23 protein-coding genes and 1 pseudogene are annotated in these 23,029 nt (G+C 70.0%); 14 read left to right on the top strand and 10 right to left on the bottom strand.

The features are described 5' to 3' along the window. Genes ACWGKT_RS19655 through ACWGKT_RS19645 form a run of 3 tightly spaced genes read right to left on the bottom strand, consistent with a single transcriptional unit; the run spans nucleotide 1 to nucleotide 2,446 of the window. Nucleotides 1-819, bottom strand: coding sequence for an FAD/NAD(P)-binding protein (locus ACWGKT_RS19655; protein WP_453274666.1), 819 nt, complete (start codon nucleotides 817-819; stop codon nucleotides 1-3). Next, the gene (locus ACWGKT_RS19650) at nucleotides 816-1,268 is read right to left on the bottom strand and encodes a Crp/Fnr family transcriptional regulator (RefSeq protein WP_453274761.1); all 453 of its coding nucleotides are present in this window, start codon (nucleotides 1,266-1,268) and stop codon (nucleotides 816-818) included. Before ACWGKT_RS19650 ends, ACWGKT_RS19655 begins: the two co-directional genes overlap by 4 nt. Before the next feature lie 2 nt (nucleotides 1,269-1,270). Beyond that, nucleotides 1,271-2,446, bottom strand: coding sequence for a 4Fe-4S dicluster domain-containing protein (locus ACWGKT_RS19645; RefSeq protein ID WP_453274665.1), 1,176 nt, complete (start codon nucleotides 2,444-2,446; stop codon nucleotides 1,271-1,273). A gap of 281 nt (nucleotides 2,447-2,727) precedes the next feature. On the opposite strand from ACWGKT_RS19645, the gene acsA reads away from it, so the two are divergent. From acsA to ACWGKT_RS19615, 6 genes are read left to right on the top strand one after another with little or no spacing between them, the layout of a single operon-like run. Continuing rightward, a complete protein-coding gene (gene acsA, locus ACWGKT_RS19640; protein ID WP_453274664.1) occupies nucleotides 2,728-4,551 on the top strand; it encodes an acetate--CoA ligase in 1,824 nt (607 codons plus the stop codon). Beyond that, entirely contained in the window at nucleotides 4,548-5,573 is a 1,026-nt protein-coding gene (gene pdhA / locus ACWGKT_RS19635; protein WP_453274663.1) for a pyruvate dehydrogenase (acetyl-transferring) E1 component subunit alpha, read from the top strand. The genes acsA and pdhA overlap by 4 nt, the downstream gene beginning before the upstream one ends. Then, nucleotides 5,570-6,640, top strand: coding sequence for an alpha-ketoacid dehydrogenase subunit beta (locus ACWGKT_RS19630; protein WP_453274662.1), 1,071 nt, complete (start codon nucleotides 5,570-5,572; stop codon nucleotides 6,638-6,640). The genes pdhA and ACWGKT_RS19630 overlap by 4 nt, the downstream gene beginning before the upstream one ends. Nucleotide 6,641: 1 nt before the next feature. Next, complete coding sequence (locus ACWGKT_RS19625) at nucleotides 6,642-7,376, top strand: E3 binding domain-containing protein (protein ID WP_453274661.1); 735 nt, start codon at nucleotides 6,642-6,644, stop codon at nucleotides 7,374-7,376. Beyond that, complete coding sequence (locus ACWGKT_RS19620; protein WP_453274660.1) at nucleotides 7,352-7,477, top strand: 2-oxo acid dehydrogenase subunit E2; 126 nt, start codon at nucleotides 7,352-7,354, stop codon at nucleotides 7,475-7,477. Before ACWGKT_RS19625 ends, ACWGKT_RS19620 begins: the two co-directional genes overlap by 25 nt. Nucleotides 7,478-7,482: 5 nt before the next feature. Further along, nucleotides 7,483-7,758 carry an acyl carrier protein gene (locus tag ACWGKT_RS19615; protein WP_453274659.1) on the top strand — a complete coding sequence of 92 codons (276 nt, stop codon included), beginning with the start codon at nucleotides 7,483-7,485 and terminating at the stop codon, nucleotides 7,756-7,758. A gap of 234 nt (nucleotides 7,759-7,992) precedes the next feature. Here the strand turns inward: ACWGKT_RS19615 and ACWGKT_RS19610 are convergent, their stop codons facing one another. Together ACWGKT_RS19610 and ACWGKT_RS19605 are read right to left on the bottom strand one after the other, a co-directional pair. Further along, nucleotides 7,993-9,468 (bottom strand): bifunctional aminoglycoside phosphotransferase/ATP-binding protein, encoded by a 1,476-nt coding sequence (locus ACWGKT_RS19610; protein WP_453274760.1) that lies wholly within the window; start codon nucleotides 9,466-9,468, stop codon nucleotides 7,993-7,995. A 103-nt stretch (nucleotides 9,469-9,571) separates the two neighbouring features. Further along, a complete protein-coding gene (locus ACWGKT_RS19605; protein ID WP_453274658.1) occupies nucleotides 9,572-10,441 on the bottom strand; it encodes a universal stress protein in 870 nt (289 codons plus the stop codon). Between the two features lie 198 nt (nucleotides 10,442-10,639). On the opposite strand from ACWGKT_RS19605, the gene ACWGKT_RS19600 reads away from it, so the two are divergent. Both ACWGKT_RS19600 and ACWGKT_RS19595 read left to right on the top strand, forming a co-directional pair. Continuing rightward, entirely contained in the window at nucleotides 10,640-11,458 is an 819-nt protein-coding gene (locus ACWGKT_RS19600; protein ID WP_453274657.1) for a universal stress protein, read from the top strand. A gap of 434 nt (nucleotides 11,459-11,892) precedes the next feature. Further along, a complete protein-coding gene (locus tag ACWGKT_RS19595; protein ID WP_453274656.1) occupies nucleotides 11,893-12,180 on the top strand; it encodes a DUF1876 domain-containing protein in 288 nt (95 codons plus the stop codon). Nucleotides 12,181-12,269: 89 nt separating this feature from the next. On the opposite strand, the gene ACWGKT_RS19590 is transcribed toward ACWGKT_RS19595, so the two are convergent. Continuing rightward, a complete protein-coding gene (locus ACWGKT_RS19590; RefSeq protein ID WP_453274655.1) occupies nucleotides 12,270-12,941 on the bottom strand; it encodes a CBS domain-containing protein in 672 nt (223 codons plus the stop codon). A 116-nt stretch (nucleotides 12,942-13,057) separates the two neighbouring features. Here ACWGKT_RS19590 and ACWGKT_RS19585 point away from each other — a divergent pair, with 116 nt between their 5' ends. Next, the gene (locus tag ACWGKT_RS19585; RefSeq protein ID WP_453274654.1) at nucleotides 13,058-13,978 is read left to right on the top strand and encodes a pyridoxamine 5'-phosphate oxidase family protein; all 921 of its coding nucleotides are present in this window, start codon (nucleotides 13,058-13,060) and stop codon (nucleotides 13,976-13,978) included. Between the two features lie 48 nt (nucleotides 13,979-14,026). Here ACWGKT_RS19585 and ACWGKT_RS19580 read toward each other — a convergent pair whose 3' ends face one another. Next, on the bottom strand, nucleotides 14,027-14,704 hold the full coding sequence (locus ACWGKT_RS19580; RefSeq protein ID WP_453274653.1) for a CBS domain-containing protein: 678 nt from the start codon (nucleotides 14,702-14,704) through the stop codon (nucleotides 14,027-14,029). A gap of 197 nt (nucleotides 14,705-14,901) precedes the next feature. Here ACWGKT_RS19580 and ACWGKT_RS19575 point away from each other — a divergent pair, with 197 nt between their 5' ends. Further along, entirely contained in the window at nucleotides 14,902-15,777 is an 876-nt protein-coding gene (locus ACWGKT_RS19575) for a universal stress protein (RefSeq protein ID WP_453274759.1), read from the top strand. A 52-nt stretch (nucleotides 15,778-15,829) separates the two neighbouring features. Beyond that, nucleotides 15,830-18,259, top strand: a complete 2,430-nt coding sequence (locus ACWGKT_RS19570) for a glycoside hydrolase family 65 protein (protein WP_453274652.1) — start codon at nucleotides 15,830-15,832, stop codon at nucleotides 18,257-18,259. Nucleotides 18,260-18,262: 3 nt separating this feature from the next. On the opposite strand, the pseudogene ACWGKT_RS19565 reads toward ACWGKT_RS19570, so the two are convergent. Beyond that, nucleotides 18,263-18,385: pseudogene (locus tag ACWGKT_RS19565) on the bottom strand (IS630 family transposase); the annotation flags it as partial. Between the two features lie 587 nt (nucleotides 18,386-18,972). On the opposite strand from ACWGKT_RS19565, the gene ACWGKT_RS19560 reads away from it, so the two are divergent. Next, nucleotides 18,973-19,365, top strand: coding sequence for a hypothetical protein (locus tag ACWGKT_RS19560; RefSeq protein WP_453274651.1), 393 nt, complete (start codon nucleotides 18,973-18,975; stop codon nucleotides 19,363-19,365). Here the strand turns inward: ACWGKT_RS19560 and ACWGKT_RS19555 are convergent. Both ACWGKT_RS19555 and ACWGKT_RS19550 read right to left on the bottom strand, forming a co-directional pair. After that, complete coding sequence (locus ACWGKT_RS19555) at nucleotides 19,349-20,344, bottom strand: alpha/beta fold hydrolase (protein ID WP_453274650.1); 996 nt, start codon at nucleotides 20,342-20,344, stop codon at nucleotides 19,349-19,351. The genes ACWGKT_RS19560 and ACWGKT_RS19555 overlap by 17 nt on opposite strands. Further along, nucleotides 20,341-21,201: an SDR family NAD(P)-dependent oxidoreductase gene (locus tag ACWGKT_RS19550; protein ID WP_453274649.1), complete on the bottom strand. Its 861-nt coding sequence runs from the start codon at nucleotides 21,199-21,201 to the stop codon at nucleotides 20,341-20,343. The genes ACWGKT_RS19555 and ACWGKT_RS19550 overlap by 4 nt, the downstream gene beginning before the upstream one ends. A 161-nt stretch (nucleotides 21,202-21,362) precedes the next feature. Between ACWGKT_RS19550 and ACWGKT_RS19545 the strand changes: the two genes are divergently transcribed. Both ACWGKT_RS19545 and ACWGKT_RS19540 read left to right on the top strand, forming a co-directional pair. Next, complete coding sequence (locus ACWGKT_RS19545; protein WP_453274648.1) at nucleotides 21,363-22,223, top strand: helix-turn-helix transcriptional regulator; 861 nt, start codon at nucleotides 21,363-21,365, stop codon at nucleotides 22,221-22,223. 282 nt (nucleotides 22,224-22,505) lie between these two features. After that, the gene (locus ACWGKT_RS19540) at nucleotides 22,506-22,643 is read left to right on the top strand and encodes a hypothetical protein (protein WP_453274647.1); all 138 of its coding nucleotides are present in this window, start codon (nucleotides 22,506-22,508) and stop codon (nucleotides 22,641-22,643) included. Nucleotides 22,644-23,029: the final 386 nt, after the last annotated feature.

Genomic DNA, 23,029 nt, shown 5'->3' with positions numbered 1-23,029 from the left:
TCACAGCTCCCGTACGGCCAGCAGGCGTTCCACACGGTCGTAGCCGACGACAGGCCCGTCACGGCACAGCAGCAGCGGGCCGAGCTGACAGTGACCGCAGTGGCCGGTGGCGCAGCGCATGTTGCGTTCCAGCGACACCTGAACGCGGTGCGCCGCAAGGCCTCGGCCCGTCAGCGCGCGTGCGGTGTGGCGCAGCATCACCTCGGGCCCGCACACCAGCGCGTGGGTCCGCTCCGGCCGCAATGCGAAGCCGTCGAGCAGGGCGGTGACAACCCCCACCGAGCCGTCCCAGCCCTGGCAGGGGCGGTCGACGGTCACCCCCACCTCGGCTCTGTCGCGCCAGCGCTCGATGTCCCCTTGGTAGATCAGGTCGCCAGGGGTACGGGTACCCACCAGGATCCCCAGCCGACCGTAGAGGTCCGGCCGGTCGAGGACCGCGTGCACCACCGGCCGCAGTGGCGCCAGCCCGATGCCGCCGGCGATCACCAGCACGTCCTGGTCGGCTGCCGCGTCCAGGTCCCAGCCGGTGCCGAACGGCCCTCGGAGCCCGACCGTCTCCCCCGGGCGCAGGTCGTAGAGGGCGGCGGAGACCGGGCCCACCGCACGTACGGTGTGCACGAGGCCTCCGTGCGGGCCGCGCAGAGCACTGACCGACATCGGCACCTCACCGATCCCGAAGGCGTAGAGCATCGCGAACTGGCCCGGCGAGAAGGGCGGAAGTTCACTGCCGGCAGGAACCAGTTCCAGCGAACGGGTGTCGACGGTCTCCGCCCGGGTCTCGGCAACCCGGTACGGCAGCGGTGGCGTCACGGTGCTCATGGCGGGCCGCTGGCGTGCGGAGCGTAGAGGTCGAGCAGCCTGATGCGCGTGGCCTGGAGGCGTTCGGCGACCACTCCGGTGAAGCGGCGCATGAGGGCGTATCCGAGTTCCGGGTCGGCCGCGCAGAGGTCGAGGACGGCGGTGGCGGGAAACTCCGTGGCCTCCACCGCGGTCACCGCCCGGGCACCGAGGTGCCAGCGGTGCGGCGGACAGATCCACGACCAGCCCAGCAGCTGACCCGCACCAAGAGTTTCTATCAGTGCCTCCGGCTGCCTGCCGGGAACGCAGATGTCGAGAGCGACCTCGCCACGGCGCAGCAGCCAGAAGCGATCGGCCTCCGCACCCTCGTCGAACAGGCGTGCGCCCGCCGGGAACGACACGTCGAACCCGACCGCCCGCAACCGCTCGCGCTGTACGAGCGGGAGGAAGTCCAAAGGCGACGGTGGCATGGTCACGCCGACTCCCCCTCTGCTCCGGACCGCGTGCAGTCGTGCAGGGCGGCGGCCTCCTCGGTGATGTCGATGCCCACCGGGCACCACACGATGCACCGGCCGCAGCCCACACAGCCGGACGAGCCGAACTGGTCGTACCAGGTGCCGAGCTTGTGGGTCATCCATTGCCGGTAGCGACTGCGCGGGGATGTACGAACGGGGCCACCGTGCAGCTGGGAGAAGTCCAGGTCGAAGCACGAGTCCCACAGCCGCCACCGCTCCGCGTGGTCGCCGGTGAGGTCGGTGACGTCCTCGGTCGTGGTGCAGAAACAGGTGGGACACACCATGGTGCAATTGCCGCACGTCAGACAGCGCCCGGCAACGTCGTCCCAGCGGGGGGCGTCGAGCGTGCCGGCCATCAGCTCCCGCAGGTCGGCCTCGGGCATGGTCCTTCCCATCCGGTCCCCGGCGGCGGCGACGCCGGCGCGAGCCGCCGCACAGGTGGCGGGGTCGGCCGGACGCACGGGCAGTTCGGCCAGGATCGCGTCGCCTTCCTGGCTTCCGCCGCGGATCCAGAAGCGGTGACCGTCGTCATCGACCACCTCGGTGATCACCAGGTCACAGCCGGGAGGAGCGGCGGGTCCCGTGCCCATCGAGACGCAGAAGCAGGTGCCGCCGGGCTCCGTGCACTCGACCGCGATGAGCAGCGCTCCGGCCCGCCGCCCCTCGTACACGGGGTCGCGGTGGGTCCCACCGGTGAGCACCCCATCCTGGATGGCAATGGCCCGCGCGTCGCAGGGGCGCACCCCGAGGAAGGCGTACCGCGGAGGTGAGTTCTCCTCGGCCGTGAACACCGTCTCCTCGTCCACCCGGTCGGCGCGCCACTGCCGCACTTTCGCCGGGTGCAGGAACTGCTTCCACGACTGGGGGCCCGCCGCGTTCGCGAAGGCGGCACCGTCGGCCCGCTCCCGCAGCCGGTACCGGCCGGCTTCGAGTTCCACACCCCACCCGTACGGCAGTTCGTCGGCCGACGCCAGCTCCGCCAGCACGATCGCACCGTCCCGCACGGTGGGGCCGACCACGGTGAAACCGCGTCCGGCCAACACCTCGACCAGCGCGACCATGCCGTCCTTGTCCATCACCGACCCGCCGGACGCGGGCGGCGACGCGTCGTTCAGGTCGGGGCATGCAGTCATGGCCGTTCTCCTTCAGCACTGCGCCGGGCAGGTCGACCATCGCCGCTGCCTCACGCAGTCCACGAACGCAGGATTTCCCGTCCGGCACCACACGGGTAGGGCCATGCGGGCCACAGGTCCTGGGCCTTCCGTCTGCGCCCACTCGGAAAGGCCGGCGCCCCCGCCTCGGCCGTCCAAAGCCGCATAGGGCTTGACAGCCACAGGCAGGGGCCGTTCGGCCCAGTGCGTGCGGGGCGGCCCCGGACAGATGGTCGAAGAGGGGCCGCAGGAAGGTGGCTGCCATGCGATGGGAGACGATCCGGAAAACCGCACCGCCACGCGTCGAGCCGAATCTGGGCGACTACGAGAAGGTACGGGCCAGCTTCACCTGGCCGGAAGCTCGCGCCGCCCTGCAGGGACTGCCCGATGGACGGGGACTGAACATCGCACACGAGGCCGTGGACCGGCATGCGGCTTCGGACCACGCCACAGCCGTCGCGCTGCGCTGCGTCGGGCGGGACGACTCCGTGACCTGTGTGACGTACGGGGAGCTGGCCCGTTCCACGGCACGGTTCGCCAACGTGCTCCGTGCCCTCGGCATCGGCCACGGCGACCGGGTGGTGACGCTGCTGGGCCGTTGCCCCGAGCTGTACACCGTGGTCCTCGGCACGCTCAAGAACACCAGTGTGCTGTGCCCCCTGTTCTCCGCTTTCGGACCGGACCCGGTCGCCCAGCGACTGACGCTGAGCGACGCGCAGGTACTGGTCACCACGGCGGAGCTGTACCGCAGGAAGATCGCCGGGCAGCGCGAGAGACTTGCCGCCCTGCGCCACGTGCTGATCGTCGGCGAGGGCGCGGACGAACTGCCCGGCACCGCTTGTCTCGCCACGCTGATGACCGAGGCGTCCGACAGCTTCACCATTCCGCCGACCTCACCGCACGACATCGCCCTGCTGCACTTCACGAGCGGCACCACGGGCACTCCCAAGGGCGCCGTGCACGTGCACGAGGCGGCCGTCGCCCACTACGTGACCGCGCTGTACGCCCTGGATCTCCACGAGGACGACGTGTTCTGGTGCACGGCCGATCCGGGCTGGGTCACGGGCATGTCCTACGGGATCGTCGCGCCGCTCATGCACGGGGTCACGATCGTGGTGGACGAAGGCGACTACGACGCCCGCCGCTGGTACCGGATCCTCGCGGACGAGCGGGTCAGTGTCTGGTACACGGCGCCGACGGCGCTGCGGATGCTGATGCGGACGACGCCGCGCTCGGGGCCGTACGATCTGCCCCGCTCGTTCGACCTCGGCGCACTGCGTTTCATCGCGTCCGTCGGTGAGCCGCTCAATCCGGAGGCCGTGGTCTGGGGGCAGGACGTCCTCGGGCTGCCGGTGCACGACAACTGGTGGCAGACCGAGACCGGCGCCATCATGATCGCGAACTTCGCCGCCTGCGAGATTCGCCCAGGGTCGATGGGGCGTCCGCTCCCCGGCGTGGAGGCAGCGGTGTTGCGGCGCGGCGAGGACGGCCGTGCGGAGAGGGCCGAGGGCCGCGTCACGGTACTGGAGGAGCCCGGAGTGGAGGGCGAACTGGCGCTCCGGGTCGGCTGGCCGTCCATGTTCCGCGGCTATCTGCACGAGGAGCCACGCACCGCGGCCGCCTTCGCGGACGGCTGGTACCTCACCGGCGACCTGGTACGACGAGACGCCGACGGCTGGTACTGGTTCGTCGGGCGCGCCGACGACGTGATCAAGTCGGCGGGACACCTCATCGGGCCGTTCGAGGTCGAGAGCGCCCTGATGGAGCACCCGGCGGTCGCCGAGGCCGGGGTGATCGGCCGGCCCGATCCCGTCGCCGGGAACATCGTCAAGGCGTTCGTCACCCTGCGGCCGGGCTTCGACGCAACCATGCGGACCCGGCAGGAGCTGCTGGCCTTCGCCAGGCGCCGACTCGGGCCGGCCGTGGCGCCACGAGCGATCGCCTTCGACCAGCACCTGCCCCACACTCGAAGTGGAAAAGTCATGCGCCGCCTGTTGCGAGCGCGCGAGTTGGGCCTGCCCGAGGGGGACATCTCCACCCTGGAGAAGGACGCCGCCTCCCGGGACACGACGGAGGCCTCCGCATGAGCACCACCCGCACCCCACGCAAACCCCGGCCCTCGGCCCGGTCGCACCCGCAGGCGGCGCACGGTCTGGCTCTGCTGGAGTCGATGCTGCGCGTCCGTCGGTTCGAGGAACGCTGCGTGGAGCTCTACAGCGCGGCCCGCATCCGAGGTTTCATGCACCTCTACATCGGTGAGGAAGCCGTGGCGGTCGGTGTCAACGAGGCCCTCACGGACGACGACGCGGTCGTGTCGACGTACCGCGAACACGGTCATGCGCTCGCCCGCGGGGTCCCGGCCGAGGCGATCATGGCGGAGATGTTCGGCAAGGCCACCGGGTGCAGCCGTGGCCGTGGCGGCTCCATGCACCTCTTCGACGTCGGCCGCCGCTTCTACGGCGGCAACGCGATCGTCGGCGGCGGACTGCCACTCGCGGCCGGCCTTGCCCTCGCCGACCGGCTGACCGGCCGCAACCGGGTCACCTGCTGCTTCTTCGGCGATGGTGCCTTCGCCGAGGGCGAGTTCCACGAGACGGCCAATCTCGCCGCTCTGTGGCGACTGCCCCTGTTGCTGGTCTGCGAGAACAACCTGTACGCGATGGGCACCGCCCTGACCCGCCACCAGGCCCAGACCGACCTCGCGCTGCGTGCCGCCGCCTACGGCATGGTTTCCTGGGCCGTCGACGGCATGGACGTCTTCGCCGTGGAGGACGCTGCCCGGCGGGCAGCCGAAAGTGTGCGTGCCGGTAGCGGACCGCACTTCCTGGAGATGCGCACCTACCGCTTCCGCGCCCACTCGATGTACGACTCCGACCGTTACCGCGACAAGGCCGAGATCGAGCACTGGAAGGAGCGCGACCCGGTCGAAGGGCTCGCCCGGCGGCTGCGGGAAGCGAAGGAGCTGACCGACAAAGCCCGCACCGCCCTGGAGGACCGTCTGGCCACCGAGATCGACAGCGCCGTAGAGGCCGCCGAGCGGGCTCCCGAAGAGCCCGTCGCGGATCTGCTGAAGTACGTCACCAGTCCGGTGGAGGCGATCCGGCCATGACCACGACCCGCGCCCCCGTCGTCGGGCCCGCCGCGCCCTCCGTCGAGAAGACGACCTACAGGGAAGCGATGCGCGAGGCCCTGCGCGAGGCCCTGCGGACCGACGAGCGGGTGTTCCTGATGGGTGAGGACGTGGGCCGCTACGGCGGCTGTTTCGGCGTCAGCCTCGGCCTGCTGGAGGAGTTCGGGCCCGACCGGATCCGCGACGCCCCGCTGTCGGAGTCCGCCTTCGTCGGCGCCGGCATCGGCGCGGCCCTGGCGGGCATGCGGCCCATCGTCGAGATCATGACGGTCAACTTCAGCCTGCTGGCCCTGGACCAGATCCTCAACAACGCGGCGACCTTGCTGCACATGTCGGGCGGCCAACTGCCGGTCCCGATCGTCATCCGGATGACCACCGGCGCCGGACGGCAGCTCGCCGCGCAGCACTCGCACAGCCTGGAGGGCTGGTACGCACACATCCCGGGCCTGCGCGTGCTTGCCCCCGCGACCATCACGGACGCTCGCCACCTGCTCGCCCCGGCACTGGCCGACCCCGACCCCGTGCTGATCTTCGAGCACGGCAGCCTGTACAACGCCTCCGGCGAGCTGCCCACCCACTCGGGCCCGGTCGACATCGAGCATGCCGCCGTTCGCCGAACCGGCACGGACGTGTCGTTGATCACCTACGGCGGCTCGCTGCCCAAGGCGCTGACCGCCGCCGACGACCTGGCGAGCATCGGCATCAGCGCGGAGGTGGTGGACCTGCGCACCCTGCGCCCGCTGGACGACGCCACCATCGGCGACTCGGTCGCACGCACGCACCGCGCCGTCGTTGTCGACGAGGGCTGGCGCACCGGCAGTCTCGCTGCGGAGATATCGGCGCGCCTCACCGAACAGCACTTCTACGACCTCGACGCTCCTGTCGAACGGGTGTGCAGCGCCGAAGTCCCCATACCCTACGCGCGCCGACTGGAGGAGGCCGCGCTGCCGCAGCCCGCCGGAATCGTCACAGCCGCACGCCGAGCGGTCGGCGAGGCCGTGCCGACCAGTACGGACGAGGGGGCGGACGCCGGGAGGTCGAGCTGAGATGGCCGAGTTCACCATGCCCTCGCTCGGCGCGGACATGGACGAGGGCCTGCTGCAGGAATGGCTGGTGGGTCCCGGGGACCCGGTGCACAAGGGCGACGTCGTCGCCGTCGTGGAAACCGACAAGGCTGCCATCGAGGTCGAGTGCTTCGAGTCCGGCACCGTGGGACGGCTGCTCGTCCAGCCGGGGACTCGGGTGCCGGTGGGGACGCCACTCGCGGTGATCGAAGGCGAGGGCGCACCCAGCACGCGGGCAGGCGCGCCCGGACGCCCCGAGGTCGACCGGGAACCGGCGGCGAAGCCCGAGCACGCGAAGCCTCGGCGAAAGGCTCAGCACGAGCCGAAGTCAGTCCAGAAGCCCGCACGCACGGGATCCAGGACCGAGCCCGCCGGGCAACCGGCGCGCACCTCGGCCACCCCCACACAACTACCGCCGATGCTGGAGGCAGAGGCCACATCAACGATCGGCACCGGACCGCTGGTACGGCACCTCGCGCTACAGCGGGGCGTCGATCTGACCGCCGTGCACGGCACCGGACGCGGCGGACGGATCACGCGTGCCGACGTGCAGCGCGCTGCGCCCGCGCCAGGGCCGAGGGTACGTGCCACCCCGTACGCCCGGCGGCTCGCCCGGGACCTCGGCATCGACCTGACGACGGTCCGGGGCACGGCTTCGGCGCGGTCGTCGAGCGGCCCTGGGCCTCGGGCGGCATGCTCGGTGTCCGTCCGGTGGTGACCGCGACGCTGGCAGCCGACCACCGTGCCACGGACGGCGCCGTGGGGGCGCGCTACCTGACGGCGGTCGGCCGACTGCTGCAGAACCCGGAGGAGTTGTGAGTCGGATGAAACCCCTGGACGAGGCGAAAGCCATGTCGGTGGTCAAGGAGTCCATCACTCTGATCGTCCCCGACGCGGACTTCACACGGGTGGAACCGGACGACAAGTTCCGTGATGTGCTCGAACTCGATTCGCTCGACTTCCTCAGCCTGGTGGAACTGCTCTCCGAACGCACCGGCATCCGTATCGACGACGAGGACTACCCCGAACTGACCACGCTGTCCGACACCGTACGGTTCCTGGTCGGCAGCTCGAAGGACAGGACCGGCCCCACGCCGTGAGCCCTGGCACCGGGCAGACCCATGCACTTCACCGGTTCGAGCAGCCACGGTGTGAAGACGTGTCCACCTGACCAGTGCTGATCGTCACGTTCTTGCGCCGCAGGGATTCGAGACGCAGCGTCGTGGGTCTGCCGTGCGTGCCGCTGTTGGCGACGTGCCCTCCGCTGCGGACGGCGCGCGTGACGGGACCCGCCCCCACCACGACGACGGCGTCGCCCGGGCACACATGGCACTTCAGTCCGGCTCCATGTAGGGGCGGCGGAAGACGGGGGCCTGACCGGTGCCCCACGGGCGTACGACAGTCAGCGCCTGGGCGACCGCGGACTCCAACGAGCCGCTGGTGTCGACCGCGACGGCCTCGGGCCACGGCGGTTCCGTGGCCGCCATAGCGGCGGCGATGGCGGGGTCGGCATCGGATGTGCCGGCGGCGCGCGTGTTCAGGCGGGCCGCCGACACGTCGCCCGGCACGTGGCAGTGCAGGGCCACCAGGTCGGCGCTGGCACGCTCGGCCACACGCGAGGCCGCCTCACGCTGTCCCGCATCGGACCAGGTGGCGTCGAGGACGACGGACTCGCCGGCGGACATCAGCGCGGCTGCGCGATCGAGCAGGGCGGCATAGGTCTTGGCTGTCCACTCCGGTGCGTACAGGCCCTCGCCGTAGCCGGCCGCGGCGGACTGCTCCGCGGGGATACCGGCAAGCTCCTTGCGGAGGCGGTCGCTGCTGAGCAAGGTGACCCCCAGCCGGTCGGCCAGCGCTCCGGAGAGGGTGGACTTTCCGCTGCCGGGCAGCCCGCCGACGAGGGTGAGCGAGACGGCAGAAGTGCGCAGGTGGCGCAGTGCCGACGAGGCCAGCCGCCGCGCCGCCGCCTCCGTGCCGGGCGCACCCTGCCGGGCCTGGATCACGGAGACCTTGGCGCGGACGAACGCGCGGTAGGCGACGTAGTGGTGCCACAGGGAAGGAGGCGCGGGATCGCCGGAGTACTCGCCGTACTGGGCAAGGAAGTACGCCGCGGCCTCCGGGGCACCGAGTTGTTCCAGATCCATGGCGAGAAAGGCCGCGTCGTCCAGGCCATCGACATAGCGGAGACGGTCGTCGAACTCCAGGCAGTCAAGGACGCGAGGACCGTCGTCGAGGCAGAAGATGTCCTCGGCGAGGAGGTCCCCGTGGCCGTCGACCACGCGCGCCTGCTCGATGCGGGAGTCGAACAGCCGCTTGCGGCCGTCGAGATAGCGCCGTACCAAGCGCTCGGTCTCCCCCAGACCGTCGGGCACGAGACCGTCCACAGCCAGCGCGTGGACCTGCGCGAAGCTGGCCTCCCAACGCGACAACAGCGCATCTCGCGTGCCTTGTTCGTCCACGTCGCGGCCTCGGGGCGCCTCCGCGTGCCAGGAGGCGAGGTGCCGGGCGACGGCCCGCAGGGCTTCGTCGACGGCGGCTCCTTCTCGCACCAGGCGAGAAAGGCGGCGGTCCGCCGGCATGCGGCGCATCACCACGAGTGGTTCGGGCGCCTTCGCGTCAGGACTGCGGAACTCGCCCACGCCCAGGTAGACATCAGGGGCGAAGCGTCGGTTGAGAGCGACTTCGCGCTCGCACGCGGCCCGGCGAGCCGCCACCGTGGTGTTGTCCAAGAACGCCAGATCGACCGGTTTCTTGACCTTGTAGGCGCGGTCCCCGGCGAAGAACACGATCGCGGTGTGGGTTTCGCACACCCCTGCGCGCGTCAGCGGCTCGCCGTCGTGCCGGGCACCGGACCGGAGCGCGAACGCATCGGCACCCGGCACCGACGGCGCCGAGGTTTCGCGGAGGCCGGGCTCAGTCATGAGGAACGACGGCGACGGGGCAGCGCCCGTGATGAATGGCGGCCTGTGCCACTGGACCCAGATGAGGCGCCAGACCATGACGATGTCGGCGGCGTCCCACGACCAGCAGCGCGGCGCCTTCGGCGGCCTGTACGACGACCGCGGCGGGGCTTGCGAGACGAACGCTGTCGGCCATGTCCACCCGCGGGTACTTCTCCCGCCACAGGTGGAGCGCCTCGCCCAGCTGCTGGTGCGCATCCCGCGTCATCTCTTCGGTGACGCCGTGGTCCACGCCCCAGGGCACCCGTGCATGCAGTGGCACGCTGCGGCCGTGGACGGCCAGGAGAGGAAGCCCCCTGGCCGCAGCGGTGCGGAGGGCGAAGTCGAGCAGGGTGTCGGAGGATCCGTGCAGTTTCAGGGCTACGACGACACGGCTCGCGGGTGCCGGGGACGGCCCCTGTTCCCGGGGTTCGGCGCGGACGAGCACCACCGGCCGCTCCGCCCGTGCCACGACGGGCATGCTGACATCCCCCAGGAAGTAGCTCTCGACGGGCTCCAGACCACGCGAACCCAGCACCGTCATCTCCGACTCGGACGCCGCTTGAAGCAGGGCGTTCTGAGCATCTTCGGCCACCAGATTCCCGACGATGGGCAGGCCCGGGTGGTGCGCCTGGAGCTCGGCTCGCGCGGTGTGGACCAGACGCTTCGCCCAGTAGTTCTGATCGACTTCCGCGGGGACGCGGGCCGGTTCCGGCGCCAGCAGCGGCCATGCGTGCAGCAGGCGCAGGGTGAGCTTGCGCTTCTCGGCCTCGTCCGCGGCCCAGCGGGCAGCGGCAAGGCTCTCGGGCGAACCGTCGAGGCCCACGGTGACAGCTGGTTGCATAGCGGCGGCCTCCGTCTCGTAAGAAACTGGAAATGACGGTGGACGAGTCCGTTCGAGTGGCTGGTCCGGACATCGCCTCTATGCCGAGCGCGGTGCGTTCTCTCATTCGAGGATCACCCCGATCCCCTCCGCGGCGCATGTGGACCTTGGGAGGAGGGATCGGAGGCGTGGAATCCGGTACGAGGGGAGGCAAGGGCGGTGACGATTCCCGTGGTGGTCGGCGTCGACGGATCCGAGGCGAGCCTGGAGGCGGTCGACTGGGCCGCCGACGAGGCGGTCCGGCACGGGGTGCCGCTCCACATCCTGCACGCGGCGACCGGGGGCCGCGAAGCGTCGGACCTGATCACCGCTGCATCGGAACGGGCCAGGCAGGGCGCTCCCACGGTGCGGCTGTCGAGCCAGGTGTCGCATGAGGACGCGGCCTCCGCCCTGATCGGCACAAGCCGCAACGCCTTCGCGCTGGTGCTCGGGTCCAGAGGGCTTGGAGACCTCGCCGACCTGCTTCTGGGCTCGGTCAGCCTCGCCGTGGCCGCAAGAGCCGACTGCCCGGTCGTCGTGGTGCGCGGCGAAGTTTCGCACCGGGATGCCCGGTTCGGGAACATCGTGGTAGGCGTCGAGGACGAGGAGAGCAGCGGCACGGCCCTTGAGTTCGCATTCCGTGAGGCCCAGGTGCGGCGCTGTCGGCTGGTGGTGGTGCACGCCTGGAGCGCGCCGTCCGGTGCGTTCAGCACACCTCAAGCCCCGTCGTGGCCCCTGGAGGCTCACCTCCGTTCGCCGGCCCAGGTGCTCGACGACGCCCTGCGGAAGCCGACGGAGCGATACCGCGACGCCCTGGTCGAGCGGCGGTTGATCGAGGCACCGGCGCGCCAGGCACTGCTGGAAGGGGCGTCAGGGGCGGACCTTTTGGTCGTCGGGGCCCGCCCTCGGCTTGTGCGTCGGGGACTGCAACTGGGCCTGATCAATCATGCGCTACTGCATCACGCACCTTGTCCCACTGCGGTCGTACCACACATATGACCGCCACCGGCTGAGACGGACCGAGCCGGCGGCCGCTCCCTGTGGGGCCGGACGCCCGTCCACAAGGACTTGCGGCCCCGTGAGAAGCCCACTGCTGTTCAATTGTGGAACGAGGTGGGCGAACGGACAACGTGCTGGAGGCCGCATCATGAGCGAACAAGGTTCGCCGTCCGCATCCCGTCCGCATCCCGCCCGCAGAGCGCGGCCGCTGACAGTCCGAGGACGAACATCAGCACATGGCGGAAACCCGGATTCGAAGCTGTCGAACTTACGCCTCAGAGGGTTCGCCCCATGTGGTCGCCGGGGTTTACGCGGCAAGAGCAGCCGGGACAGGGGACCGAGAAGGTACGACCAATGTCTGCGCAGGGTCTCCCGGTCGCGAAGCCGACTGGATGCGGATCACATCGGTCCGTACTGGAGCGAGGAGGAAGGCCATGTCACATACGGCTGAGTGGACGGTTCGTCTCCACCTATTCGAAGAAGACGACGGAACAACCAAGGCACGTGTGGTGCTGGACACCGGCACCACGGCGCTCACCGGCCACGGAACCGCGCACTGCCATCCGGCGGACACGAACGTGCCGGAGATCGGCGACGAATTGGCGGCAGGCAGGGCCATGATCGACCTCGCTCACCAATTGCTGGAGACCGCGGATCACGACATCCAGGGTATGAGCGCGTCCCGGCCGAACACCCGTGAGCCCGCTGGATGGTCCCTGTGAAACGGGGCGAATTCAAGAAGGATCATCCGTGACAGATCCGGTGTGACGCGCCAGGGCCCGCTTCAGCCGACCGTGCCGGCAGGCCCTCGTCAGGTGCTGGCTGAGGAACGGCCAGCGTCGTTACCGTACGCGATGTGGCTGGCGACCGAAACCACGCCGTCGACGCCCCGGCACAGCTGCTCGATGACGGAAACAAGACTCCGGGACTCCACGGAGCCGCCGAGCTGGACCCGCCCGTCGCGCACCTCGACCGTCACCTCCCTGGGGCCGAGCCCCAACGTGCGCCGCAGCACGTCCGCCGTGATCTCGTCACGGATGGCGTCGTCGCGGCGCAGGAAGATCCGCAGCAGATCACCACGGCTGACGATGCCCAGGAGCCGATCCGCCTCGTCCACCACGGGCAGCCGCTTGACGTGCTGGGTCTCCATGAGGCGCGCGGCCTCGACCACATTCCACTCCGGGCGTGCGCACACCGCGGGGGCCGACATCAGTTCCTCGGCCCGGGAGCCCTCGGCCTTGGCCCGCTCCCAGGCCTCCAGGTGCGGAACGGGAGTCCTGCCCGACGGATCGGCCTGGTCGGCGCTCTTGCGCAGCAGGTCGGCCTCGGACACCACGCCCATGGGGCGCTCCAGGTCGTCCACCACGGGCACAGCGGTCACGTCGTTCTCCGCCAGCAACCTGACGAGCTCCTTGAACGACGTGTCACGCCGCGCCCGGACGACGTCCCGGGTCATGAGCTCCTCGACCGTTCGGTGGTGCATGTCGCATCCGGGATACGGGCCGCCCGCCTCGCGGGTACGGGAGTCTCGTCCCGTGCGGTGGTGTGTCCCGCGTGGCAGGTTGGATACAGCACCATTCTGAGCAGAGGGCGGCGATCATGCGAGCTCACCTCGGCGACCAACTCGTCATCGAAAGTCCGACGACCGGCGGCGCCAAGCGCGACGGCGAGATCATCGGACTCCACCACGAGGACGGAACACCTCCGTACGACGTGCGCTGGTCGGACACGGACGAGGTGACGCTCGTCTTCCCCGGGCCCGACGCGCACATCCGCCATCTTGAGCACGGACAGCCCGGAACCATCCATGGGGCACAGCCGGGCGCGGGTCCGGCGGAGCCCGTGCCGACGGTCGGCTCTCCGACCATGACACCCCGCCCCGGAGACATCGGGCGACGCGTGGGCGTCGAGCGCCGCAGACGGGGACTCAGCCTGGAGGTGACAGCCCAGCGCGCCCGAATGTCGCCCAGCTACCTGGCACACCTGGAGGAACAACCCGCCGACCCCACGATGGCGGCTCTCATCAGGCTGGCCGACGCGCTGGGCACCGATGTCACCGCACTCCTCAGCGGAGGCACGGACGCCCCGCCCGGCCAGGGCCACGCACTCCTGCACCCTCAGCTGCGAGACCTCGGCCCGGACGAATGCCGCAGACTGCTGTCCACACACGGAGTCGGACGCATCGCGATGTCGAGGCCCGACGGCCGCCCGGCGGTCGTCCCCGTCAACTACGAGGTCGTCGACGAGGCCATCGTCTTCCGCACCGCGCCCGAGTCCGTGGCCGCAGCGGCCGTGGAGACGGAAGTCGCGTTCGAGGTCGATCACCTGGACGACGCTCTGAGCCAGGGCTGGAGCGTACTCGCCGTCGGCCCCGCGAACGTCGTGACCGAGCCCGACGCCGTGCGCCGACTCACCCGGCACGCCCACACCCAGCCATGGGCCGGCGGTGAACGCGAGATGTGGGTGTCGATCCGGCCCACAAGCCTCACGGGCCGCCGCATCACCCCGGCCGATCAGTAGACGCCGACGCGCCGACGGAGGCCGCGCCTCGAGGGGAGCAGCCGCTGCTCACTGCGTGGTCTCGGGTCCGTCCGAGGCGGCGTCCTCGCCGCTGAGCCGTGCCTCGACTCCCACCACACCCTCCACGGCGCGGACAAGGCGCTCGGCGACCCAGATGAGGGAGGTGTCGTGGACGCGACCGCAAAGCGTGACGACCCCGTCCTGCACAGACACGTGGATGGCGTGACTGGCCGTGGGGAAGAGGTAGGAGACCACGGTTCGGCGGACTTCCTCCTCGATGTCTTCGTCCGACCGCAGGAAGACCTTCAACAGGTCGACTCGGCTGACGATGCCCGACAGCCTGTCCTCATCATCGACCACCGGCAGCCGCTTGACGTGCTCCTTGGCCATGATCCGGGCTGCCTGGGCCAAGGTGACGTCGGGGCGGACCGTGACAGCGGGCGTGCTCATGAGCTCCTCAGCGGTCAGTGCCTGAGCCTTGGCCAGGGCGAATCGGCGACGAATCCGATCGTGGCGGGCGAGTCCGTGATCCCGGAACTCCTCCTTGGACAACAAGTCGGCCTCCGAGACAACACCCACCACCCGCCCCTCGCCCTCCACGACAGGCACGGCGCTGACCTGGTGCTGGTCCATGACCCGCACGATCTCCTTGAACCGCGCGTCGCGCCCGACGGCCGCCACGGGCAGGGTCATCACATCGCTCACGATGTGCGGAGCGTCAGGCATCTCCTGGTCCTTCGGGGACGTTCGGGAGGAACGGATTCAGCTGTATGCCTCCAGCATCACGGCGACCGAGCGTGCCGCAATCCGGCCGCAGGCCACGTGATCCGGGATCGCGTCGTATGTCGCGGCGGTTCTCGGACGGTGCGACGGTAATGACAGGTGGGTCCTTGGGCAGCCGGATGGAGAAGGCGGTGGCGGAGATGGAACTCCCGCTGGTCGTGGGCGTCGACGGATCGGACTCCAGTCTGCTGGCGGTTGACTGGGCGGTGGACGAAGCGGCTCGGCACGGCTTGCCACTGCGTCTGGTGCACGCCTCCCTCTGGGAGCGCTACGAAGGAGCCCAGCCGTCCTTCACGACCGGCTGTCCCGCCGCGGAGGTTTTGGCGCAGCACATCGTCGCTTCCGGCGTGGAACGGGCCCGGCTTCGCGATCCTGAGGTGAAGACGTCGGGCGAGGTACTGCCCGACGATGCCGTGTCCGTGTTGCTGCGTGCGGGGCCCGAGGCGTTCGCCCTGGTCACCGGCGCCCGTGGACGTGGCGAGTTCGCCGGACTGCTGCTGGGGTCGGTCAGCCTCGCGGTTGCGGCGCGCGCCGTGTGCCCGGTCGTCGTTGTCCGTGGCGCAGAACGGAACCGCCGTGGGGCCGTAGGCCGGGTCGTGGTGGGGGTCGGGGACCCGAGCTCCGGCGCGGCCGCCGTACGGTTCGCCATCCGCGAGGCCCAAGGGCGCGGCTGCGCTCTGACAGCCGTACGGGCTTGGCGCAACCCGGCCCGCGAGCCCGTGAACCACATTCTGGTCGCGGACGACGCCGCCCGGTTGCGCGAGGAGCGGGCCTCGACCAGCCTCGACGACGCATTGCGCGAGGCCATGCGGGAGCACCCTGAGGTCGATGTCCACCGCCGGCCGGTCGAAGGCCCCGCCCACCACGTACTGCTGAAGGCATCAGCAGAGGCCGACCTGATCGTCGTCGGTGCCGTGCGTCGGCACGGCCACTTCGGGCTGCAGCTCGGCAGGACCGCCCACGCCCTGCTGCATCACTCGGAGTGCCCGGTCGCCGTCGTCCCCCAGCCGGTCTGAGGGGCCGGCGGGCCTGGGCCCCTCGGCCCCGGAGGTGAGGTGAGGGCGGCTGATGTCGGACTGGACGTGGGAGTGGACGGGCTACGACCCCGCTGCCGAGCGGTTGCGTGAATCGCTGTGCACGCTCGGGAACGGCTACTTCGCCACGCGGGGCGCGGTGCCCGAGTGCCGGGCGGGTCTTGTGCACTGCCCGGGAACCTACGCGGCCGGGTGCTACAACCGCCTGGAATCGGTCGTGTCGGGACGGCAGGTGGTGAACGAGGACCTGGTCAATCTCCCGAACTGGCTGCTCTTCCGGTTCCGTCTGCGCCGCGCCGAGGAAGCATGGGGCCCGTGGTTCTCCCCGGACATGCATGCCCTCCTGGAGCACCGGCACACCCTGGATCTGCGCCGCGCCATACTCACCCGTGCCTTCCGTCACCGGCGCGACGAGGCGGGCGCGCTCAGCGTCGAGCAGACCCGCCTGGTGCACATGAGGGATCCTCACCTGGCCGTGCTGCAGACGGTCTTCGCGGCCGAGGGCTGGTCGGGAGAGGTCGAGATCGAGTCCTGTCTCGACGGGGAGGTCATCAATGGCAATGTGCACCGGTACCGCGCCCTCAATCGCCGTCATGTGACCCGTGTGCGGACAGGCGCTCAGGAGCCGCACACGGTCTGGCTGAGCTGCCGGACCAGCACATCGGACGTCGCTGTCGCCATGGCTGCTCGAACGACGGTCACAGCCGACCTCGCTGCGGTCTCATCGATGCTTCGTCCCGGCCGCCACCGTGCCGTCCACCGCCTGGTGGTCGCGATCGGTCCCGATCGACCCGTCACCGTGGAGAAGACCGTGGCGCTGCACACCTCGCGCGACACGGCGATCAGCGACCCACTCGGCGCAGCGGTCGACCGGGTGTCCACGGCGGCAGACTTCCCCGGCCTTCTGGACTCCCATGTCGCCGCGTGGGAGCGGTTGTGGCGACGCGCGGACATTCAGGTGCCCGGGGAAGCCGGCCGCATCCTGCGCTTCCACCTCTTCCACGTCCTGCAGACATTGTCACCGCACACCGCGGACCTGGACGTGGGCGTTCCCGCGCGGGGGCTGCACGGCGAGGCGTATCGCGGTCATGTCTTCTGGGACGAGCTTTTCGTCCTGCCGTATCTCAACCTGCACTTCCCGGAGATCTCCCGGGGGCTGCTCAACTACCGCTACCGGCGCCTCCCGCGAGCCTGCCGAGCAGCAGCCGAGATCGGCCGGGCCGGGACGATGTATCCCTGGCAGAGCGGCAGCGACGGCCGCGAGGAGACTCAGGAGTGGCACCTCAACCCCCACTCGGGGCACTGGCTGCCCGACCATTCCCGGCTCCAGCACCACGTGGGATCGGCGATCGCCTACAACGTCTGGCAGTACTGCGAGGCCACCGGTGACACGGAGTACCTGCAGACCAAAGGCGCGGAGATGCTGCTGCAGATCGCCCGCTTCTGGGCCGATCTGGCAGTCTTCGATCCCGACCTGAGACGCTATCGGATCCGCGGTGTCGTCGGCCCCGACGAGTACCACGACAGCTACCCGGGCGCCGTCAGGCCGGGGATGGACGACAACGCGTACACCAACGTCACCGCTGCCTGGACCCTCAATCGCACCTTGGACCTCCTGCGGCGCCTTCCCGTGTGGCGCCGCGAAGAACTGTTCGAACGCGTCCTGCTGGACAGCGGCGAGCTCCGCACATGGGAGGAGATCTCCCGTCGGTTGCGAGTACCGTTCCACCAGGGCGTCATCAGTCAGTTCGAGGGCTATGACAGCCTTGCCGAGCTGGACTGGGACGCCTACCGGAGACGCTATGGCAGCATCCGTCGGCTGGACCGGATCCTCGAGGCCGAGGGCGACACGGTCAACCGGTACAAGGCGTCCAAACAAGCCGACGTCCTCATGCTCGGCTACCTGTTCTCGCCCGCCGAACTCCAGCAACTGTTCTGGCAGCTCGGATACGACCTGGACGACGAGGTCTGGCGCAGGACCGTCGACTACTACCTGCAGCGCACCAGCCACGGCTCCACACTCAGCGGACTCGTCCACGGCCTGGTCCTCGCCAGAGCCAGACGAGCCGAGGCATGGCAGTACGTCCATGAGGCCCTGGAAGCGGACATCGCTGATATCCAAGGCGGCACAACCGGCGAGGGCATCCATCTCGGGGCCATGGCCGGGACCCTCGACCTGGTCCAGCGCGGCCTGACAGGACTGGAAACACGCGAGGACGCCCTGCGGCTGGACCCGGTGCCTCTCCCTGCCCTCTCCGAGTACGGGTTCTCGCTGCGCTACCGCGGTCACTGGGGTGTCGGCGTACGGCGTCGTAGCAGGCAGTTGGAGATCAGTGTGCCCGACTCGGAGGAGGAACCGATCCGAGTGGTGCTGGCCGACCGCGCCGTGACCATTGCGCCTGGGGAGACGTGCACGCTGGTGCTGCCGGAGAGCCGATCCGTGGGGACGGGTGCCGGCTCGTGATCAACGTGCATGATGCCAGCGTTCCATCGACCTCTCGCTGACCCTCAGGTCCGTCGCGGTCACCGCGGCTCTCTCACCGCGAGCGAACCGCTCGCCTGCCGCGTACCGGACCCGCTCGCGACACAACCCCGTCTCCCTGGATTCGCTCCACTCCGAGAACCGGTCATCCTGTCCTCCTGGTAGCGGGCGGCGCTGGTGGCGTTCTGGGCGAGGAGGAAGCCGAGGACGACGAGGTTCTGGGCTTCGGCGCCGAAGGCGATCATGCGCCGGTTCCACAGGGAGCGGTCGAACTGGGAGAAGCCAGCTTCGGTGTCTTCACGGCCGCCGTAGAGCTGTTGGTGGACTGCGGTGTTGTCGGGGATCTGCAGGAGGTGCTCGGCACGGTGGAATCCGGTCTCGGTGTCGCTCTGGCCCTCGTCGCCGGGGGTGGTGGTGATACCGACGGGTTCGTGGGGGCCGCGGGGGCAGGGGATGGTGAGCAGGTGGTACCAGCGGTGGCTGTGGGTGCTGGCGCGGCGTTCTGGTTTGCGGACGGGCAAGGGGACGAGGGTGCTGGTGCCGTTGTCGAGGTAGGTGCGTTCGTGGACGCGGCCGCCTTGGGACCACAGTTCGTGGCGACAGCGGCCGTAGCCGAGGGTGTGGATGTAGCGGTGCTTGGTGCCCTTGTGCTGCTTGTTGATCAGCAGCCGGCCTCGGCGGGCGATGACGTCGCGGTGCATGCCGCGGAAGGCGCCGTCGTACAGGACGCCCATGCAGCCGTCGACGGAGTCCAGGATGCTGCATGCCAGCTCGAGGGCGACGGCGGCCTCGCCGCCTTCCTGGTCGTGAGGGACGTGGGCATAGTTGAGGAAGACGCGGCGGAAGTAGCCGCGCTGGCAGGTGGAGAAAACGACGAACTTGGTGTCCAGACCATCGCTTCGTCGCTCTCGCCGCCGTCCGTCTTCTGGCCGAAGCCGCCCTGCGTCGGTGTCCGCTCGACCGTGTCGCCGGTGCGGTCGGCGCCGCCTTCCTTCTGCCAGGAGGAGGCGGGAGTGAAGAGCAGCCTGCGGCCGGCCGCGTCGAGCCGCAGTGCTTCGCAGGCAGTGGGTTTCACCGGGTACTCCTGACGGATGCGGGGCTGTTGGCCAGGTCGTCGGCCCACGTGGTGACCGTGTCGACGTAGGTGGCCGGGTCGTGGCCGTGCATGGAGTGCGGCATGCCGGGAAACGCGCGATAGGTGAAGGTGTGACCGGTGGTCTCGATCAGTTGTCGCGCCCGCTGCACCTGGAGGTCGGTGATCGCGCCGAGCAGTTGCCCGGTGTCCGGGTCCACGTGATGGAAGTGATGGGTGAACAGGACCGGCACTTTGACCTGCCGCAGCATGGACTCGTGGTCGCAGTTGACGGTGGCTCGCCCGGAGAGGAACGCGTCAGCCCACTCGGGGTCGTACTCCCGCAGATCCTGCGGCGGAGCGGTCGGAGGGACTCCGGTGCCGGCCGGCGCCATCCGGTGCAGCGCGCTGAGCATCCAGGCGGGGATCTCGCGGCCGATCGCCGCCTGCATCCCGGCGAAGTCACCTATGGTCCACTGCGGTCCGAGCCACTTGTGCCACAGCCGGAACATCGGGCCGACGCCCTGCCGGATGGACGGGCCGACCGCGGGGTCGGTCTGCGAGGCGAACAGCGGCGCGTCCTCGTAGACCGCGGCGTGGACCTGGCCGGGCGCCGCGAAGGCGGACAGCCAGGCCGCTATCACGCCGCCGGACGACAGCCCGCAGACCATGACCGGACGCTTGATGACCCGGTCGATGAAGCGGACCAGGTCACCACCGAAGATGTCCAGGCTGTAGCGTCCCGGCGTCCAGGTGGACCGGCCCTGGCCGCGTAGGTCCACTGCGTACACCTGGTAGCGGTCGGCCAGCAGCCGCATGGCGGCCTCGTACCCCCACCAGGACTCCGTCTGCGCCGGGATGAGCAGCATGGCCGGGAGTCCGGGATCACCGGCCACGGCGTAGTTCATCCGGATCTCGCCGAGGTCGGCGATCTGTTCCGGATAGCTGTGCGATACGTAGATCTCGGCGTGGTCGGCGGCCTCCAGGTAGCTCATCGGGCGACCGCCCCGACGAGGTCGGCGGTCGCGTCCCACAGCCGCCCGGCCATGGCCGCATCGAGGCCGGCCTTGCCCTGTCGGCGGACGACCGGGGAGCCCCGGAAGCCGCCCAGGCCGTCCGGCCCGATGTAGGAGTTGCCGGGGACGTCCTGGGTGGCGGAGTAGAGCAGCGACAGCGCTCCGCGCTCCGGGTCGTTGGTGAGGAACGTGAGCCGGTTGATGACGTTCGACCGGGAGTGGGCCGCCAGCGCGGTGCGGGCGATGCCCGGGCTGGCGAGCACCGAGCGGACCGGGCTGCCGGCGGCGGTCAGCTGGCGCTGGAGCTCCAGCGAGAACAGGACGACAGCGAGCTTCGACGCCTCGTAGACGCGCATCCCGTTGTACTTGCGCGTGCGCCAGTCGAGGTCGTCCAGGTCGATCCTGCCCTGCCGGTGCAGCTCGCTGGTGACGTGCACCACGCGGTCGGTGATGCGCTCGCGCAGCAAGGTGGTCAGCAGGAAGGGACCGGTGTGATTGGTGGTGGTCTGCAGGTCGAGGCCGTCAGCGGTGCGTGCGGCGGGGATGTCCATCACACCGGCGTTGTTGATCAGGATGTCGATGTCGCCGGACCAGGAGTCGGCGAAGGCTCGCACCGAGGTCAGATCCGCCACGTCGAGCGGTCGGACGTCGAAGGTGCCGGGCAGGTCGGCGACGGCGTGGCGGGCCTTGCCCGTGTCGCGTACCCCCAGCACGACGCGGGCACCGGCACGAGCGAGCTCGCGTGCCGTGATCAGGCCGAGGCCACGGCCGCCACCGGTGATCACCACCGTCCGGCCGGTCTGGTTCGGGAGGTCGTTCGCTGTCCAACTGGTCATGGGTCCTGGCTCCGTGGTTCGCGGGTTGTGGTTCGCGGTTCGGTGCGACCGGTGATCGCACCGCCAGTGAACTTGCCGCACCACGGGCGCTGGAAGGACATGTGCAACCACTGACTGGCGGGTCATGGCTAAGCCGTGCCGGATGGCCAACGATGGGGACCATGGACCACACGTTCGACCGCTCGTCCCTGGGCGCCTTCCTGCGTACCCGGCGTGCGGCGCTGCAACCGGAGGACGTCGGGCTGCGCCGCGGGCAACGCCGGCGCGCTCCGGGCCTGCGCCGCGAGGAGGTGGCGGAACTGTGCACCATGTCCGCCGACTACTTCGCCCGGCTGGAACGCGGCGACGGGCCGCAACCGTCGGAGCAGATGATCGCAGCCATCGCCCGCGGCCTGCGGCTGACCCCGGACGAACGCGATCACCTGTTCCTCCTCGCCGGCTACCGCACCACCCGCCATGACCTGCGGCATCAGCACGTGAGCCCGGGGCTGATGCGGGTCATGGACGGCTTGGCCGGCACCACCGCACAGGTCATGGGCCCGCTGGGCGAGACGCTGCTGCAGACGCCGTCCGCGGTGGCACTGCTCGGCGACCAGACCCAGTACACCGGCAACGCCCGCAGCGCGACGTACCGGTGGTTCACAGACCCGGCCGCCCGTGAGCGGTACCACCCCGAGGAGTACGACGACAACAGCCGGATCAACGTCGCGCTGCTGCGTGCGGCCGTCACCCGGGACGGGCCCGGCTCCCCCGCGGCGGACATGGCGGACATCCTGCTCCGCACCAGCGACGAGTTCGCCCGTTTGTGGGAGCGCCACGAAGTGGGCCTGCGGTGGAGCGAAACCAAACGCTTCGTCCATCCCCAGGTCGGACATCTGGACCTCTACTGCCAACTCCTGCTCGAGCCGGACCATGGCCAGTCGCTGCTCATATTCACCGCCACGCCGGGTACGGAAAGCCACGAGAAACTCGCCCTGCTCACCGTGCTGGGCACCGACCATTTCGCCACCGACACCGAGTGATCGTTTTCTTGATCGATAATCGAAGGTTCGCTGCCTCTGTGTGAGCTTGCTGAACGGATCTTGCCTGCTCTGGGGACACGGAAGCATCGACGGGTCCTGAGTCCACCTCGTCAAGGGCCGCCTCTGTTCCCGTTGCCGACTATGCCGGCGTCGCGCCTGCGGCTCTTTCGGATCGTTCGGCCCTGTTTCACCGCCCTGTCCTTCCCGGTGTTCGGTCACCTGGCGGCGGGCAAGGCTACGGATACCGGCCGACGGCGCTATTGATCGCCGCTTTCGGTCGCCGTGGCTACGGCTCAACGCAGGCTCGCCAGGGACGGCCTGGCCGAGATCAACGCCGCTCACTGCGAGCGGCTGGACCAGGTCTTCGATGCCGCCGAGCACGGCGTCTCGGCCGACCGCCGCACTGCATCGCTCATGTGACACCCGGCCGCGGGACCGGGGCGCAGCAGGTCAGCTTGATGCCGAGGTGGGCTTGGGTTGCAGAGGATCTGCCGACTGGCCGGCGACGAGCGTCCACGGGATGACCCACGCGGGCACTTGTCCACCGAAGCGAGGCCCAAGCGCTTCGCTTCCCGATGTTGTCCAGGTGTCGCGCCTTACGCGCACTGAGGCGGGCACTCGCTGACGACGACGCGCTTCACAGCCCGGACCCGAGGCGGCGGGCGCGGGCCGGTCGGAGGAGGCTGAACCGTGCCTCCTCCAGCGTGGGACCAGGTGTGCAGCGTCCCCGGGTGCACACCCAGGTCCTCGGCCGCCTCCGGGATCGGCTTGCCCGTCTCGATCACGATGCGCACAGCACCCTCAGG

This window comes from Streptomyces sp. NPDC054794, assembly GCF_053611585.1.
Note: the sequence above shows the minus strand (reverse complement) of the source record. Positions and strands in the feature narration are given on the sequence as shown.

What these genes read in the sequence shown, in the direction of transcription:
- ACWGKT_RS19615 (WP_453274659.1), top strand. Translation starts at nt 7,483, where the DNA reads ATGAAACCCCTGGACGAGGCGAAAGCCATGTCGGTGGTCAAGGAGTCC.
- ACWGKT_RS19570 (WP_453274652.1), top strand. Translation starts at nt 15,830, where the DNA reads ATGTCGGACTGGACGTGGGAGTGGACGGGCTACGACCCCGCTGCCGAG.
- ACWGKT_RS19605 (WP_453274658.1), bottom strand. Translation starts at nt 10,441, where the DNA reads ATGCAACCAGCTGTCACCGTGGGCCTCGACGGTTCGCCCGAGAGCCTT.
- ACWGKT_RS19580 (WP_453274653.1), bottom strand. Translation starts at nt 14,704, where the DNA reads ATGCCTGACGCTCCGCACATCGTGAGCGATGTGATGACCCTGCCCGTG.
- ACWGKT_RS19550 (WP_453274649.1), bottom strand. Translation starts at nt 21,201, where the DNA reads ATGACCAGTTGGACAGCGAACGACCTCCCGAACCAGACCGGCCGGACG.
- ACWGKT_RS19590 (WP_453274655.1), bottom strand. Translation starts at nt 12,941, where the DNA reads ATGCACCACCGAACGGTCGAGGAGCTCATGACCCGGGACGTCGTCCGG.
- ACWGKT_RS19585 (WP_453274654.1), top strand. Translation starts at nt 13,058, where the DNA reads ATGCGAGCTCACCTCGGCGACCAACTCGTCATCGAAAGTCCGACGACC.
- ACWGKT_RS19595 (WP_453274656.1), top strand. Translation starts at nt 11,893, where the DNA reads ATGTCACATACGGCTGAGTGGACGGTTCGTCTCCACCTATTCGAAGAA.
- ACWGKT_RS19620 (WP_453274660.1), top strand. Translation starts at nt 7,352, where the DNA reads ATGCTCGGTGTCCGTCCGGTGGTGACCGCGACGCTGGCAGCCGACCAC.
- ACWGKT_RS19575 (WP_453274759.1), top strand. Translation starts at nt 14,902, where the DNA reads ATGGAACTCCCGCTGGTCGTGGGCGTCGACGGATCGGACTCCAGTCTG.
- ACWGKT_RS19645 (WP_453274665.1), bottom strand. Translation starts at nt 2,446, where the DNA reads ATGACTGCATGCCCCGACCTGAACGACGCGTCGCCGCCCGCGTCCGGC.
- ACWGKT_RS19555 (WP_453274650.1), bottom strand. Translation starts at nt 20,344, where the DNA reads ATGAGCTACCTGGAGGCCGCCGACCACGCCGAGATCTACGTATCGCAC.
- ACWGKT_RS19630 (WP_453274662.1), top strand. Translation starts at nt 5,570, where the DNA reads ATGACCACGACCCGCGCCCCCGTCGTCGGGCCCGCCGCGCCCTCCGTC.
- ACWGKT_RS19655 (WP_453274666.1), bottom strand. Translation starts at nt 819, where the DNA reads ATGAGCACCGTGACGCCACCGCTGCCGTACCGGGTTGCCGAGACCCGG.
- acsA (WP_453274664.1), top strand. Translation starts at nt 2,728, where the DNA reads ATGCGATGGGAGACGATCCGGAAAACCGCACCGCCACGCGTCGAGCCG.
- ACWGKT_RS19625 (WP_453274661.1), top strand. Translation starts at nt 6,642, where the DNA reads ATGGCCGAGTTCACCATGCCCTCGCTCGGCGCGGACATGGACGAGGGC.
- ACWGKT_RS19650 (WP_453274761.1), bottom strand. Translation starts at nt 1,268, where the DNA reads ATGCCACCGTCGCCTTTGGACTTCCTCCCGCTCGTACAGCGCGAGCGG.
- ACWGKT_RS19545 (WP_453274648.1), top strand. Translation starts at nt 21,363, where the DNA reads ATGGACCACACGTTCGACCGCTCGTCCCTGGGCGCCTTCCTGCGTACC.
- pdhA (WP_453274663.1), top strand. Translation starts at nt 4,548, where the DNA reads ATGAGCACCACCCGCACCCCACGCAAACCCCGGCCCTCGGCCCGGTCG.